General features: G+C 66.9%; 10 protein-coding genes. 3 read left to right on the top strand and 7 right to left on the bottom strand.

Translation table 11 applies throughout. From position 1 onward, the window contains the following. Positions 1-137: 137 nt before the first annotated feature. Positions 138-2,516, top strand: coding sequence for a copper-translocating P-type ATPase CopA1 (gene copA1, locus ACYAF3_RS16650; RefSeq protein ID WP_003093042.1), 2,379 nt, complete (start codon positions 138-140; stop codon positions 2,514-2,516). Between the two features lie 31 nt (positions 2,517-2,547). Here copA1 and ACYAF3_RS16645 read toward each other — a convergent pair whose 3' ends face one another. The 4 genes from ACYAF3_RS16645 to ACYAF3_RS16630 form a co-directional block, all read right to left on the bottom strand. After that, positions 2,548-5,268, bottom strand: coding sequence for a winged helix-turn-helix domain-containing protein (locus ACYAF3_RS16645; RefSeq protein WP_017002544.1), 2,721 nt, complete (start codon positions 5,266-5,268; stop codon positions 2,548-2,550). A 332-nt stretch (positions 5,269-5,600) separates the two neighbouring features. Further along, positions 5,601-6,968 carry a DUF1329 domain-containing protein gene (locus ACYAF3_RS16640; protein ID WP_003103009.1) on the bottom strand — a complete coding sequence of 456 codons (1,368 nt, stop codon included), beginning with the start codon at positions 6,966-6,968 and terminating at the stop codon, positions 5,601-5,603. A gap of 60 nt (positions 6,969-7,028) precedes the next feature. Continuing rightward, positions 7,029-8,954 (bottom strand): DUF1302 domain-containing protein, encoded by a 1,926-nt coding sequence (locus ACYAF3_RS16635; protein ID WP_015649519.1) that lies wholly within the window; start codon positions 8,952-8,954, stop codon positions 7,029-7,031. A gap of 211 nt (positions 8,955-9,165) precedes the next feature. Then, positions 9,166-10,848 carry a fatty acid--CoA ligase gene (locus ACYAF3_RS16630; protein ID WP_121377822.1) on the bottom strand — a complete coding sequence of 561 codons (1,683 nt, stop codon included), beginning with the start codon at positions 10,846-10,848 and terminating at the stop codon, positions 9,166-9,168. A gap of 181 nt (positions 10,849-11,029) precedes the next feature. Between ACYAF3_RS16630 and ACYAF3_RS16625 the strand changes: the two genes are divergently transcribed. Then, positions 11,030-12,205, top strand: coding sequence for an acetyl-CoA C-acyltransferase (locus ACYAF3_RS16625; RefSeq protein ID WP_003118278.1), 1,176 nt, complete (start codon positions 11,030-11,032; stop codon positions 12,203-12,205). A gap of 56 nt (positions 12,206-12,261) precedes the next feature. Here ACYAF3_RS16625 and ACYAF3_RS16620 read toward each other — a convergent pair whose 3' ends face one another. Beyond that, positions 12,262-13,443: an MFS transporter gene (locus ACYAF3_RS16620; protein ID WP_003093049.1), complete on the bottom strand. Its 1,182-nt coding sequence runs from the start codon at positions 13,441-13,443 to the stop codon at positions 12,262-12,264. A 101-nt stretch (positions 13,444-13,544) separates the two neighbouring features. Here ACYAF3_RS16620 and ACYAF3_RS16615 point away from each other — a divergent pair, with 101 nt between their 5' ends. Further along, entirely contained in the window at positions 13,545-14,333 is a 789-nt protein-coding gene (locus tag ACYAF3_RS16615; protein WP_003119237.1) for an AraC family transcriptional regulator, read from the top strand. A 280-nt stretch (positions 14,334-14,613) separates the two neighbouring features. Here the strand turns inward: ACYAF3_RS16615 and ACYAF3_RS16610 are convergent, their stop codons facing one another. Both ACYAF3_RS16610 and cioB read right to left on the bottom strand, forming a co-directional pair. After that, complete coding sequence (locus ACYAF3_RS16610; protein ID WP_003103026.1) at positions 14,614-14,784, bottom strand: DUF2474 domain-containing protein; 171 nt, start codon at positions 14,782-14,784, stop codon at positions 14,614-14,616. Between the two features lie 13 nt (positions 14,785-14,797). Further along, positions 14,798-15,805: a cyanide-insensitive cytochrome bd quinol oxidase subunit II gene (gene cioB / locus ACYAF3_RS16605; RefSeq protein ID WP_003093053.1), complete on the bottom strand. Its 1,008-nt coding sequence runs from the start codon at positions 15,803-15,805 to the stop codon at positions 14,798-14,800. Positions 15,806-15,808 lie beyond the last annotated feature (3 nt).

Here is a 15,808-nt window from a genome sequence, read left to right as displayed (position 1 = left end):
CTGCGCCCTGCGCCGCCTTCCTGTATGAATCCGGGGCTTGACCTTGACACGATGTCAAGGCTGAACCTGGCGACAGATCTCACCGGCGCCTCCCAGGCCGCCTGCGGTGCCACTTCTGTCCATTCCAAGGAGGACTCATGAACAGCGCCACGCTAACCGAGCTCGATCTGCCGGTCAGCGGCATGACTTGCGCGTCCTGCGCCGGCCGTGTCGAACGAGCCCTGAAGAAAGTGCCCGGGGTCGCGGCCGCCTCGGTCAACCTGGCCAGCGAGCAGGCCCGCGTACAGGCCCCGGCGGACAGCCTGCCGGCCCTAGTGGCGGCGGTCGAGCAGGCCGGCTACCAGGTTCCGGCGCGCAGCCTGGAACTGTCCATCGAGGGCATGACCTGCGCCAGTTGCGTCGGCCGGGTCGAGCGGGCGCTGAAGAAGGTGCCCGGCGTACGCGAGGTCAGCGTCAACCTGGCTAGCGAGCGCGCCCACCTCGAGCTGCTCGGCGCCGTGGACAGCCAGGCCTTGCTACAGGCGGTGGAACAGGCCGGCTACAAGGCCCGCCTGCTCGACGCGGGGCAACCACGCCAGGACGATGCCGAGCGCCGCCTGCGCCGCGAACGCTGGTGGGTGATCGCCGCGCTGTTGCTGGCGTTGCCGCTGGTGCTGCCGATGCTGGTGGAATGGGCCGGCCTGCACTGGATGCTGCCGCCGTGGGCGCAGTTCCTCCTGGCGACCCCGGTGCAGTTCGTCATCGGCGCGCGCTTCTATGTCTCCGCCTGGCGCGCGGTGAAGGCCGGTGCCGGCAACATGGACCTGCTGGTCGCCCTCGGCACCAGCGCCGGCTACGGCCTCAGCGTCTACCTCTGGCTGACCGCCCCGCCCGGCCACATGCCGCACCTCTACTTCGAAGCCTCCACCGTGGTGATCGCCCTGATCCTCCTCGGCAAGTACCTGGAAAGCCGCGCCAAGCGCCAGACCGCCAGCGCCATCCGCGCCCTTGAGGCGTTGCGCCCGGAGCGCGCGGTGCGCCTGCGCGACGGTCGCGAGGAAGAGGTGGCGATCGCCGAGTTGCGCCTCGGCGACGAGGTGGTGGTGCGTCCCGGCGAACGCTTCCCGGTGGACGGCGAGGTGCTCGACGGCAGCAGCCACGCCGACGAGGCGCTGATCACCGGCGAGAGCCTGCCGGTGCCCAAGGCTCCCGGCGACAAGGTCACCGGCGGCGCGATCAACGGCGAAGGCCGCCTGCTCCTGCGCACCACTGCGCTCGGCGGGGAAACGGTGCTGGCGAAGATCATCCGCCTGGTGGAAGACGCCCAGGCCGCCAAGGCGCCGATCCAGAAGCTGGTGGACAAGGTCAGCCAGGTCTTCGTCCCGGTGGTGATCCTCATCGCGCTGGTCACCCTCGGCGCCTGGCTGGTCGCCGGGGTCGGCCTGGAGCAGGCCCTGGTTAACGCCGTGGCAGTGCTGGTGATCGCCTGCCCCTGCGCCCTCGGCCTTGCCACCCCGACCGCGATCATGGCCGGCACCGGCGTGGCCGCGCGCCATGGCATCCTGATCAAGGACGCCGAGTCCCTGGAAGTCGCCCATGCGGTCACCAGCGTGGCCTTCGACAAGACCGGCACCCTGACCTCCGGGCGACCGCAGATCATCCACCTCGGCGGCGACGACCAGGAGCAACTGCTCAGGCTCGCCGGCGCCCTGCAACGCGGCAGCGAGCACCCGCTGGCCAAGGCCGTGCTCGAGCGCTGCGCCGAGCGCGACCTGGAGGTTCCGCCGGTGAACGCCAGCCAGGCCCTCAGCGGTCGCGGCATCCAGGGCGAGGTCGAGGGTCGCCGGCTGGCCCTGGGCAACCGCCGCCTGCTCGACGAGCAGGAACTCAAGCCCGGCGCGCTGGCGAGTGCCGCCGCGGACTGGGAGGCCGAGGGCCGCACCCTGTCCTGGCTGCTGGAACTGGCTCCGGAGAAACGCGTGCTCGGCCTGTTCGCCTTCGGCGACAGCCTCAAGGACGGCGCCGCCGAAGCGGTGGAGGCCCTGCGCGGACGGGATATCCACAGCCACCTGATCACCGGCGACAACCGCGGCAGCGCGGCGGTGGTGGCCAAGGCCCTGGGCATCGACGACGTACACGCGGAAGTGCTGCCGGCGGACAAGGCCGCCACGGTCGCCGAGCTGAAAGGCCGGGGCCGGGTGGTGGCGATGGTCGGCGACGGCATCAACGACGCCCCGGCGCTGGCCGCCGCCGACGTCGGCATCGCCATGGGTGGCGGCACCGACGTGGCCATGCACGCCGCCGGCATCACCCTGATGCGCGGCGACCCGCGCCTGGTGCCGGCGGCGCTGGACATCTCGCGGCGGACCTACGCGAAGATCCGCCAGAACCTGTTCTGGGCCTTCATCTACAACGTGATCGGCATCCCGCTGGCGGCCTTCGGCCTGCTCAACCCGATGGTGGCGGGCGCGGCGATGGCCTTCTCCAGCGTCAGCGTGGTCGGCAACGCCCTGCTCCTGCGACGCTGGAAGCCCTGAGCCAGCACGCCAGGCACATGGGGTGGCGCGCCTAGCGCAACAACCCCATGTGCTTGGCCCGCGCCACCGCCTGGGTGCGACGCTCGACGCCGAGCTTGTCGTTGATATGGCGGGCGTGGCTCTTCACCGTATGCAGCGAGATGAACAGCCGCTCGCTGATCTCCTGGTTGGACAACCCCTGGGCGATCAGCTCCAGCACCGCCAGTTCGCGCCCGCTGAGCACCTCGCCCGCACCGCCCGCGGGCTCGGCGGGCGGCTCCGGCAACAGCGCGCGCATGCGCTGGGCGCCGGGACAGGCAGGGAAGCGCTGCAACTGTTCGCGCAACCATTCCGGCTGCTGCACGAGCAATTCGTGGAGCGGTAGCAAGGCTCCACCGACTGCGCCCTCCATGGCCTGTTGCAGGGTCGCCAGCGCCTCGCGCTCGCGGCCCTGCTCCAGGTGCAGCGCGGCCAGTTGGCCGAGGGCCAGGCGAGCCGGCAGCAACGCGCCGTTCTCCCGCGTCGAGCGGGCCAGCCGGTCCAGGCGCCGGGCGGCTTCCTCCGGGCGTCCTTCGCGGCGCTCCAGGCCGGCCTGGAGCAACTCCACATGCAGCGGCAGCAGCGGACTGCACTCCGGCGGCGTGGCCGCCTGCCCGCCGTAGGTGCCGCCCAGGCGCTGTAGCCAGACGCCGGCCAGTTCGGTCTGGCCCTGGGCCAGCCAGAGTTCGCACTTGATCAGGGTGATCGCCGCCAGGTAGTAGATCGGCGGGATATCCCAGGCATGCATCAACCGCTCGACGTCGCCAAGCCGGGCGAACGCCGCCGCGTAGTTGCCCAGGCGCCCTTCCAGGCTGGCCAGGACGCAATAGCCGATCACCAGGCTGACATCCCGGCAGCTGCGGGTTTCCTCGATTCCCTGCTTGATCCACTTGCGCGCTTCGTCCGGCTGCAGCGCCAGGCTGCGCAGGTAGCCGCGGTACAGCAGGAGCCGCCCGCGCACCGCGTAGCGGCGTTGTGCCGGCAGGTGCTGGAGGCGTTCCAGGCCCTGGCGCACCTCCTCCTCGGCGCGCGCCACCTCGCCGCGCGCCTGGAGGACGCGGGCGCGGTCGTAATGGACCAGTGCCTCGAACAGCGGGTTGCCGTAGCGCTGGGCGAACTCCAGGGCGTCGCGGTTGTAGTTGCGCGCCTGCCAGAAGTCGCCACGGGTCACCGCCAGGTTGCTCAGCGTCGACAGGCATTGCAGGCGGGTGCCGTAGCGCTCCCCGGCGAGGTCCTGCAAGGCCTCGCGGCAGTGCGCCTCGGCCTTGTCGATGTCGCCGCGGCCGCGCGCGATCACCCCGCTCAGGGCCTGCCACTGGGCCAGCAGGTCGCGTTGCGCGGACTCGTCCGGCGCCGGCAGGAAACGCGCCAGTTGGCCGGCCAGCTCTTCCGCGGCATCCAGCTGGCAGGCCAGCGCCAGCGCCCAGCCGTACAGCAGGATCAGGCGCGGCGTGCTCGCCAGGAGGCTGTCCGGCAGGTCCATCTTCCAGCGCAGCAGGGTGGCGATGTTCTGCTCCGCCAGCAGTTGCTCTTCCGACAGGTTCTGCACCAGGCTCGCCGCCACGTCCGGCTGGCCGGCGCGCAGCGCCTGCTCCACCGCCTGGTCGAGCAGGCCATGGCGGCTGAACCAGCCGCAGGCGCGCAGGTGCAGGGAGCCGGCGGACGGACCGAAGTCGGGCAAGGGACGCGCCAGCAGCAGGTCGGAGAACAGGTGGTGGTAGCGGAACCACTGGCCGTTTTCGTCCAGCGGCACGAGGAAGACCTGGTGCTGCTGCAGGTGGTCGAGGATCGCCGCGCTGTCGCCGGCCTCGCGCACGGTATCGCAGAGCTCGGCGCAGAAGCGCTCGAAGCGCGCGGTCTGGGCGAGGAACGCCTGGACCTCGGGCGGCTGCCGCTCGATCACCTCCTCCAGCAGGTAGTCGCGGATCAGTTCGTCGGCGCCGTGTACCCCGGGGCTGACCTGCTCCTCTGGATCGCCGCGCGCCAGCAGCCAGAGGCGCAGCCCGGCGACCCAGCCTTCGCTGCGCTCGAGCAGCGCGTCCAGCGCGTCCTCGTCGAGTTCGAGGCCGCTGGCGGCCATCAGCGCCCCGCTCTCCTCAGCGGTCAGGCGCAGGTCCTGTTCGCTGAGTTCGAGCAATTGCCGCGACAGGCGCAGGCGCGCCAGGTGCCAGTCCGGCCGCTGCCGGCTGGTGACCAGCAGCACCAGGCCCTCGGGCAGGTGATTGAGGAGGAATTGCAGGCAACGGTCGAGCACCGCGCCCTGGGCCAGGTGGTAATCGTCCAGCACCAGTAGCAGGGGACGCTGCGGGTCCAGGCAGGGGCCGAGTTCGTCGAGCAGGTCGTCGAGCCAGGTCTCGAAGGCGAACGGCTGGTGACGCTGGCGCATCTTCAGCAGGCCGAGGGCCTCTTCGCCCAGGGTCGGGTGGTACTGTCGCAAGCCATCGAGCAGGCGTTCGAGGAAACGTCCGGGATCGCTCTCGCGGCTGCTCAGTCCCAGCCAGAGGCTCTGCCAGCGCGGATCGAGGCTTTCGCAGAACTCGATGGCCAGGGAACTCTTGCCGAATCCGGCGGGCGCGGCGATCAGCAGCAGGCGACCGTCCAGTCCGTCGCGCAGTCGACGGCAAAGACGCGGGCGCGCCACATGGGCCGACGGCAGCGGGGGGCGGAAAAAGCGGTTGGCCGTCGGCAGGACGGCGGATGGAGTGCCCGAGAAGGTGCGCGAGAAGTCAGTCATCACCCGGTTTCTTGGTTTATGTATGGGGCGTGAACGCTCCGGAGACTAACCACAAGTGATGGCTATTTGAAGCACTATCCATCGGCTCGGACGAAATAGCGCACCGGCGCTTCAGCTCGATAACCAAGGAAAGACCGGTTTCCCGGCGCGGTCCAGGCGCGGCAAACGTTTCCCGGCCACACAGGTGCCCGCCGGGAGGATGGCGACGACGGAATCCGCGGGCGAGGCGGGAAAACACTTTGTAATGAATTGACGGCCGGAGCGGCACGCCGCCCGCGAAAACGAAGAAACCGGCACAAGGCCGGTTTCTTCGTGGCTAGGAACGCCGTTTCTCAGCGTACCCCTTCCTGGCGCAGCGCCGCCGGGGTGTAGTCGCTTTCCGAAGCGCTGTAGTTGAAGTCGTAGGCCTGTTTCTCCTCGTTCTTCATGCCCAGCGCCAGGTAGCGGCCGGAGAGCAGGTCGTAGAGGGTTTCCACCGCGTACCAGGGCACCTGCTTGTCGTAGTACTGCTCGGCATGCGCCTCGGCCACGCGCCACAGGGTGCCGCGACCGTCGTAATGGTCGATCTCGGCGGCCTGCCAGGTGTCCTCGTCGATGTAGAAGTCACGCTTGGCGTAGATGTGCCGCTCGCCCGGCTTCAGGGTCGCGACCACATGCCAGACGCGGTGCAGCTCGTAGCGGGTCAGATCCTGGTTGATGTGGCCGGCCTTGACGATTTCGCTGTACTTGATCTTCGGATCGTCGAGCTTGTAGCTGTTGTAGGGAATGTAGATTTCCTTCTTGCCTTCCAGCTTCCAGTCGTAGCGGTCCGGCGCACCGTTGTACATGTCGAAGTTGTCCGAGGTGCGCAGGCCGTCGGCGGCGGTGCCAGGACCGTCGTAGGACACCTGCGGAGCCCGCCGCACGCGGCGCTGGCCGGCGTTGTAGAGCCACGCCAGGCGCGGCTCCTTGACCTGGTTGAGGGTCTCGTGGACCAGCAGCACGTTACCGGCCAGGCGCGAGGGCGCGGTGACCCGCTGCTTGAAGTAGAACAGCACGTTGCTCGGCTTGTTCGGGTTGTAGTCCTTCAGGTTGGTACGGAAGGTGAAGGCATCCTGGAAGTAGACCAGCTGGTAGGAGCCGTTGACCTGCGGAGTGGCCTGGGTCACCAGGCGCCGGACGCTGCCGCCGCGATAGCGGGTGATGTGGTTCCAGATCACCTCCAGGCCGTTCTGCGGGATCGGGAACGGGTTGGCGGTATCGAAGTTCTCCAGGCCGTTGCCGCCTTCCACCAGCTTGGTGGTGGTGGCGTTGCGCTTGGCCGCCTCCTGCACCGCCGCCGGGACGGTGGCGCTGCGGTGGGTCTTGTATACCGGGATCTTGTAGGTATCCGGGTAGCGCTTGAACATGGCCAGTTGGCCGGGAGTCAGCTTGTCCTTGTACTGGTCGACGTTCTGCGCGGTGATGGTGAACAGCGGTTGCTCGCTGGCATAGGGGTTGGCGAGGAAGCCACGGCTGTCGACGCTGCCGGCGTTGGTCGCCAGGCCGCCGTCCCAGGCGGGGATGCTGCCGTCGGCGTTGCCGGCCTTCTCCGCCCCCAACGGAGTCAGGCTGGTGCCGAGCTTGGCCGCTTCGTCGGCGGATACCGCCGCCATCACCTGGGTGGCCAGCAGGCTCAGGGCCAGTACACCGGTATGCAGAAGAATCTTCGTTGTTTTCATTCGCTCGTCGTCCTCGTTAAGTCCTGCTCGCCGGCCCGGTTCGCACCGGGCCGGCGTACATCAGAAGTTCATGCCGAAGCTGAGCGCGACGAAGTCGCGATCGTCCACGGTGGTGTACTTGCCGTCGAAGAAGTTGGTGTAGGAGAGGCTCGCGGTGTAGGTGTTCTGGTACTCCGCGTCCACCCCCAGGCTGACCGCCTTGCGGCCTTCCTCGAAGTTGGCGCCGGGACCGGGCGAATAGCCATCGACGTCGTGCGACCAGGCCACGCTGGGCTTGAGGTTCACGCCCATGAACACGTCGTTGTAGTCCCAGATCGCACGGGCGCGATAACCCCAGGCGTCGGTCGTGGTGTAGCCGTCTTTTTCACAATAGCGAGTGACGTTATTGGCGTTCGGATTTCCCGTCACACTTGCGGCTAAGCCTGAACAAGTGCTCAGGCCATTTAACGTTCCCTCCATCGGGCCGGAGCCAAATGACGGATCACGCCCGTAACGAACGACGGAACTACTTTCCAGCCCGCCGACATGGGTCCAGCCGATCTCACCTACCACTGTCAAGCGCTCGGCACCCATGACCTGGTCAAAGAAGTGCGTCAGGGTGGTCTGCAGTTGGGTGATTTCCTTGCGCCGATAGCCATGCATGTCCTCACCCGGCCGACCGTTCAGCAGCGATGCGTTCTCATAAGGTCGGCTACCACCGATATTCACGGGGTCCAGAGCGGAGTAGAGAATATCGGTGGTGTTCAGTTGTACGGGAGCATTCGGCCGATAGCTGACCTCACCGCTCCAGGCGGTACCATTGGGCAGCGTGGTTGAGAAACTCAGCCCGAACATGCGAATGTCTTCTGGATACTCGATGAAGTAATTGGAGTTGCCCGCAGTGGCTGCCGCCGCTGCCTGAGCAGCCAGGCTGGGACTGATAGCAGCGATATTGGTCGCAAAGTTGTTGATGGCCGCCATCTTCGCGGCGGACGGTCCCTGACCACTAAAGATCGGCAGGCGGCTGTGGTAATTCATGTAGTAGGCGCCGAACTCGGTGTTCAGTTCGTCGGCGAAGTAGCGAAGGGCGAAGCCGTACTGGCCACTGTCACGAGCGTCACGATCCGGACCACGCTGCACTACGATCCCTTCGTTCCAGGGAGACGGAGTGATTCCCAGACCTGCTCCGGACAACAGGCTGTTGAGCAGGTTGATGGACGCCTTGTTGTTGGTCAGCACCGCCAGGTTCTGGTCGCAGCCATCGGCCACCACGTCCGGCTGGGAGAAGAAGGTGCCACAGTTGTCGACCACCGTCTGGTCCCACTCGATCTGGTAGAAGCCTTCGGCGGACAGGTTGTCGGTGAGGTTCTGCGACAGGTAGAACATGTTCACCGGGATCAGGCCTTCCTTGATCTCCGAGCCGGGCCGGCGGAAGGCGGTGACGTCGATCGGGTTGATGGCGCTGATGCCGTTCTGGATGAAGGTGCTCTCGCCCCAGTTCACCACCTGCTTGCCCAGGCGCACGCTGCCCGGCAGGTCGCCGATGGCATAGTTGTGGTAGATGAAGGCGTCGAGCAGTTCGGCGCCGGAGGACTTGGCCAGGGTCTTGCGGCCGCTGTCGTCGATGTCCTTGAACTCGCGGTGCTCGTCCTTCAGCTCGAAGTCGTACCAGTACTTGCCGCGCAGGAACACACCGGTATCGCCGTACTTCAGTTCGAGGTCATGGATGCCCTTGAAGACCTTCGAGAACGTTTCCCCACGCTTGAAGTTCAAGTGGCTGTCGTCGGAGGTCTGGGAAAGTCCCTTGCCGCCGTTGTTCACACCGATCAGGTTCTTGTTCGGCTTGGCGGTCGACCAGCTGGCCCCGACCGACAACGCCGAGTCGAAGGAACCTTCGATTTCCCCGATGTTGAAGGTCACCCCAAAGGCCGGAGCCGCCAGCGAGGAAGCCAGGCTGACGGCCAACGGCAACCGGGCCCGACGCGAGAACGGATTACGGGTTGTCATCGACGCTACTCCATGTGTGTTTTTTGTTATGAGTGCGTGGACTATAGCTAGCGCTGCCTGCCGCTTGATCCCTCGAAAGTGTGATTTGCGCGGCGCAACCACTCTGGCTCGCGCCTTTGCGGCGGATGGAGAATGACCGGGCGGTCGCGAAAACGCGGAGACCAAGCGTTTGCTTGGCCTCCGGGCGTTTCGGCGGTGTAGGAAAGCCCCGTCAGACGGTCGACAGGAAGGCGCTGCCGGCTTCCTGCCACTGGGCGATCTCGATACGGATGCGCTTCTTGTCCAGCTTGCCGACGCTGGTCTTGGGAATATCGGTAACAACCGCGATCTGCGAGGGGATCGCCCACTTGTTGATGTTGCCCTGCTCGACGAAAGGCTTGAGGTGCTCCTTCAGGCCACGGGCGTCCAGTTGCTGGCCCTCGCGCACCACCAGCAGGACGAACGGGCGCTCGCCCCATTGCGGATCGGGCACCCCGACCACCGCCACTTCGCGTACCGCCGGATGGCGGCTGATCAGGTCTTCCAGCTCCAGGGAGGACAGCCACTCGCCGCCGGTCTTGATCACGTCCTTGATGCGGTCGCGGATCTCGATGAAGCCCATGCCGTCCAGGGTCGCCACGTCGCCGGTGTGCATCCAGCCGCCGCGCCACAACTCCTCGCCGCGCTCGGGTTCGCGGAAATACCCCTGGGTCAGCCATGGCGAGCGCAACACCAGCTCGCCCTGGGACTCGCCGTCGGCCGGGAGGAAGCGGCCCTGTTCGTCCATGATCGCCGCATCCACCAGCGGCACCGGCACGCCGGCCTTGATCCGGTAGGTGGTGCGCTCGTCCTCGCTTCCGGCCAGCAGTTCGTCGTTGAGGTAGGCGCAGGAAATCAGCGGACAGGTCTCCGACATGCCGTAGGCGGCGGTCAGCTGGATGCCGCGCGCCTTGGCCGCCTCGTAGAGCGAGCGGTTCAGCGCGCTCCCGCCGATGATCACCTTCCAGCCCTTGAAGTCCACGCCCTGGGCAGCCCTGGCGTTCATCACCATCTGCAGGATGGTCGGCACGCAGTGGGAGAAGGTGACCTTCTCGCGCTTCCACAGTTCGACCAGCAGTTCCGGATCGTAACGCCCGGGATAGACCTGCTTGACCCCGAGCATGGTCGCCACGTACGGAGTGCCCCAGGCGTGGACATGGAACATCGGGGTGATCGGCATGTACACGTCGCTGGTACCGAGCAGGCGGATGCTGTCCAGGCTGCCGATGGTCGAAGCCATCGCCAGGGTGTGCAGGACCAGTTGCCGGTGGCTGAAATACACACCTTTCGGATTGCCGGTGGTGCCGGTGGTGTAGAAGGTGGTGGCGATGGAGTTCTCGTCGAAATCGGGGAAGTCGTAGCGCGGGCTGGCCGCGGCCAGCAGCGACTCGTATTCGCCGACCAGGCCGGGCAGTTCGGCGCTCTTCTCCGCGCCGTCGGTGAGCAGGATGGTCCGCTCCACCGTGGCCAGCTGCCCCGCCACCGCCTGGTAGAGCGGGACGAACTCGCTGTTCACCAGCACGAAGCGATCCTCGGCGTGGTTCATGGTGTAGAGGATCTGCTCCGGGGAGAGGCGGATATTGATGGTATGCAGCACCGCCCCGATCATCGGGATGGCGAACATGCATTCCAGGTAGCGATGGCTGTCCCAGTCCATCACCGCCACCGTGTCGCCGGCCTTCACCCCGGCCTCGCTGAGTACGTTGGCCAGGCGCGCGACGCGCTCGTTGAAGGTGGCGTAGCTGTAGCGCACCTGGTCGCGGTAGACGATTTCATGACTCTTTTCGTAACGACGGCCGGAAAGCATCAGGCTCTTGATCAGCAACGGATACTGATAAGCGCCGGCGGCGGCCGGGATGAGACGGGTCTTCAGCATGGGGCGTACACCTGGGAGCGGGTTCGTTGTCAGGATGAGGCCGACTCTAGAGCCGTCGGCGGGCTTTGTTCATCAGTCAAAAGAGTGATTTGCCCCGTGACCTTTCGGAGCCTCCCGGTCACAAGATAGAATCCGCCCACTGAATCGTTCAGACCCTATCCAGAACAAGAGGTAACGTTCCATGTCCGATATCGTCATCGTCGCCGGCGCCCGTACTCCCATGGGCGGCTTCCAGGGCAGCCTGGCCGGCGTTTCCGCGGTCGACCTGGGTGCCGTCGTGATCCGCGAAGCGGTGCAGCGCGCCGGCATCGCCGCCGAGGACGTACAGGAAGTGATCATGGGTTGCGTCCTGCCCGCCGGCCTGAAGCAGGGCCCGGCCCGCCAGGCCGCGCTGGCGGCCGGCCTGCCCGCCGCCACCGGCTGCACCACCATCAACAAGCTGTGCGGCTCGGGGATGAAGGCGGTGATGCTGGCCCACGACCTGCTCAAGGCTGGCACCAACCAGGTGATGGTCGCCGGTGGCATGGAAAGCATGTCCAACGCGCCCTATGTCCTGGAGAAAGCCCGCAGCGGCCTGCGCATGGGCCACGGCGAGATCAAGGACCACATGTTCCTCGACGGCCTGGAGGACGCCCGTACCGGCCGTTTGATGGGTTCGTTCGCCCAGGAGACCGCCGACAAGTACGGCGTGACCCGCGAGGAGATGGACGCCTATGCCATCGAATCGCTCAAGCGCGCCCAGGCCGCCATCGCCGATGGCTCGCTGGCGGCGGAAATCGTCCCGGTCACCGTCACCAGCCGCAAGGGCGAGAGCGTGGTGAAGGACGACGAGCAACCGCTGACCGCCAACCTGGAGAAGATCCCGAGCCTCAGGCCGGCGTTCCGCAAGGACGGTACCATCACCGCCGCCAATGCCAGCTCGATCTCCGACGGCGCCTCCGCGCTGGTCCTGATGACCGCCGAGGAAGCCCAGCGCCGTGGCCTGAAGCCGCTGGCGCGAATCGTCGGCCATGCCACCCAGAGCCAGGACCCGAGCGAGTTCACCCTGGCGCCGATCGGCGCGATGACCAACCTGTTCGCCAGGACCGGCTGGAGCAAGGACGACGTCGACCTGTTCGAGATCAACGAAGCCTTCGCCATGGTCACCATGCTCGCCATGCGCGAACACGGCCTCGATCATGCCAAGGTCAATGTCTATGGCGGCGCCTGCGCCCAGGGCCATCCGGTCGGTTCCACCGGCTCGCGGATCATCCTCACCCTGATCAACGCCCTGCGCCAGAAAGGCGGCAAGCGCGGCGTCGCCTCGCTGTGCATCGGCGGCGGCGAAGCCACCGCCGTGGCGCTCGAACTGCTCTGATACGGCGTTGAGCCATCGGCGCCCGGCCGGCTCGCGCTGTCCGGGCGCCCTCTTCCTCAGGTGCCCACCGCGGCGCTGCGCGCCGGACGCGGAAACACCAGCGCCGCGGCGAAGGTCAGCGCGGCGAAGCCCGCCAGTACCAGGTACAACCCCAGCAGCCCCTGCCGTGGCTCCAGGTAGGCGATCATCGGGATCGCCGCCGCGCTGGCGCCGAACGACAGGAAATAGCGCAGGGCGAAGACCCGCGCCTGCCACTGCGGCGCGACGAAGTGGGCGACCATCGCATCGTTCACCGTCACCTGGCCGAACACCGCGAACATGAACAGCGCGCCGAACAGCACCACTGCGCTGCCGTGGCCGTAGGCCAGGGCCAGCAGCAGCGGCACCTGGCAGAAGGTGAGGAAGACGAACGGCAACTTCAGGTTCAGGCGATCGATCAGGCGGCCCATGATCAGTTGCGCTACCGCGCCGAAGGCATAGGCCAGGCTGACCACCACGCCGAGGGTCTGCGGCGACGCCAGCAAGTCGCTCAGGCGCTCCTGGAACAGCTTCGGGTAGGTCACGGTGCTGGCGTTGAACACCACCCCGCCGGTGGCGGTGACCAGCGCCAGCACGCCGAACACCCGGCGCATCGACAGGCCCTCGCTGTCCTCGCCACGCGCCGCGGCCTTGGCCGACAGGTGCGGCGATGGCTCCTCGCGCACGCAGAAGAAAAAGCCGATGCCGAGCAGGATGGCCACCCCGCCGGGCAGGATGAACGCCGCACGCCAACCGAAGTGCGCGGTGAGAAAGCCGGTAAGCAGCGCGGCGAAGGCGACCCCGAGGTTACCCCACATGCCGTTGATGCCGATCTCGCGGCCGCGGTTCTCCGCGTGTGCCACCAGCATCGCGGTGCCGACCGGGTGGTAGATCGCGGCGAATACCCCGATCAGGGTCAGCCCGGTCACCAGCATCGGTACGCTGCCGGCCAGCCCGGTGAGCAGTGCGGCGGCGCCGATACCGAAGAAGAACAACAGCATCATCCGCCGCCGGCTCCAGGTATCGCCCAGCCAGCCGGCCGGCAGCGAACAGGCGCCGAAGGCGATGAAACCGCCCAGCGACAGGCCGATCAGACCGGCGTAGTCGAGGTCGAAGCTGCCGGCCATGCCGAGCACGGCGGCGGGGAAGATCAGCATGAACATGTGGTCGATGACATGCGCGGCGTTGATGAAGCGGATAACGGTTCGAGGTCGGTTCATGGCGTGTAGTCTGAATGGTCGGTGAGGAATGGGCGTCATGACCCGGGCATGATAGGTTGACCGAAAAGCGCAGACAGGACAGCGAGGTCATCGAAACGGACATGCTGATCGAGCACCGCCCGGACGGCCTGCTGGCCGCCATCTCCCTCGACTTCCCCGACGGCCATCACCTGGGGCGGCATTTCCACCCGCAGGCGCAGTTCCTCTACGCCGCTCGCGGCCTGATGCGCCTGGCCACCCACCACGGCGCCTGGGTGATCCCGCCTACCCGCGCGGTATGGATTCCGCCCCGGGTGGAGCACGAGATATTCATGTCCGGCGAGGTGCACATGCGCACCCTGTTCATCGAGCAACCCGAAACACCGACACCGCTAAGCGACTGTTGCGTACTGGCGGTGACGCCGCTGCTGCGGGAAATGATCCTGCGCGCCATCCACCTCGAGAGCCAGCCGCGCCTGGACGACTTCCGCCAGCGCCTGCAAGGGCTGATCCTCAGCGAGATCGCCAACCTCGAACGGATGCCGCTGTACCTGCCGATGCCCCGCGACCGCCGCTTGCAGGCGATCTGCCAGGCATTGCTGAAACAGCCGGAACTGGGGCTGACCCTCGATGACTGGGGCCTGCGGGTCGGCGCCAGCTCGCGCACCCTGGCGCGGCTGTTCGCCCAGGAACTGCAGATGAGCTTCCATGAGTGGCGCCAGCAACTGCGCCTGACCGAAGCCCTGCCGCGCCTGCTGGCCGGCGACAGCGTGCAGGTGGTCGCCCGCGACCTCGGCTACGGCAGTACGCGGGCCTTCAGCAGCATGTTCCGCCGCCTGCTCGGCGAAACCCCGCGCGACTACCTGGGGCGACTGGAGCAACTGGCACGGATCAGGGGCCGCGAGGACTGATGCCCCACGGCGCAACGCCAAGCAATGGCGAATCGGCGGATAACGCCTGCGGCGTTATTCGCCCTACCAAGGCTTCAGTAGGGCGCATCCGCCGCTCCCGTAGGGCGGATAACCGCAGCGCGGCTATCCGCCGAACCGGCCTGGATGGTGCAAGGCGGGAACGCGAGGATTGACGCCCTAGGGCGCAACACCGAGCACTGGCGGATCGGCGGACAAAAAGAAGCCCTCCAGCGGAGGGCTCTCGGAAAAGGGCGCCGGAGCGCCCGGATGGGATCGTCGATCAGTGCGGGACGCCCAGCCCCGCCGCGCTCATGAACAGGCGCATCAGCCAGGCGGCGACGCCCAGGGCCAGCACGCTGGCGGTCCAGATACCCGCCAGCCAGGCCAGGCGTCGCCAGAGCGCTGGCTTGGCCGCGCTATCTCGTTCGGGATGACTCGGCGTACGGACCATATGCGGCGCCTCCTCAGTGATAGCCATCGCCGTGCTTCACCTTGCCGCGGAACACGTAGTAGCTCCAGGCGGTGTAGCCGAGGATGAAGGGAATGATGAACAGCGCGCCGACCAGCATGAAGCCCTGGCTCTGCGGCGGCGCCGAGGCCTCCCAGATGCTCACCGCCGGCGGGATGATGTTCGGCCACAGGCTGATCCCCAGGCCGCTGTAGCCGAGGAAGATCAACACCAGGGTGAGCACGAACGGCTTCACGTGGTCGTTGTTGGCCACCGAGCGCAGCAGCGCATAGAAGGTCACCAGGACCAGGATCGGCACCGGCAGGAACCAGAACAGGTTCGGCAGGCTGAACCAGCGTGCGGCGATCTCGGCATGGGCCAGCGGCGTCCACAGGCTGACCACCCCGATGATCGCCAGCAGCACCAACGCCAGCGGGCGCGCCAGGTCGTGCATGCGCTCCTGCAGGCGGCCTTCGGTCTTCATGATCAGCCAGGTGCAGCCGAGCAGGGTGTAGGCGACGATCAGGGCCAGGCCGCAGAACAGCGGGAACGGCGCGATCCAGTCCAGCGAACCGCCGGCGAAGCTGCGGTTCTCCACCGGGATGCCTTCGATGAAGGCGCCCAGCGCCACGCCCTGGAAGAAGGTCGCCACCAGCGAACCGCCGATGAACGCCTTGTCCCAGATGTGCTGCTTGGCCGGCTTGGCCTTGAAGCGGAACTCGAAGGCGACGCCGCGGAAGATCAGCCCGACGAGCATGAAGATCAACGGCAGGTAGAGCGCCGACAGGACCACCGCGTAGGCCAGCGGGAAGGCCCCGAACAACGCCGCGCCGCCCAGCACCAGCCAGGTCTCGTTGCCGTCCCAGACCGGCGCCACGGTGTTCATCATCACATCGCGGTCGCCGCTGTCCTTGAAGAACGGATAGAGCATGCCGATGCCCAGGTCGAAGCCGTCCATCACCACGTACATCATGATGCCGAAGATGATGATGACCGCCCAGATGAGGGGAAGATCGATACCCATGTC

Source organism: Pseudomonas sp. TZ252, assembly GCF_056110345.1.
The sequence above is the reverse complement of the archived record's forward strand: the minus strand, read 5'-3'. Positions and strand labels throughout refer to the sequence as shown.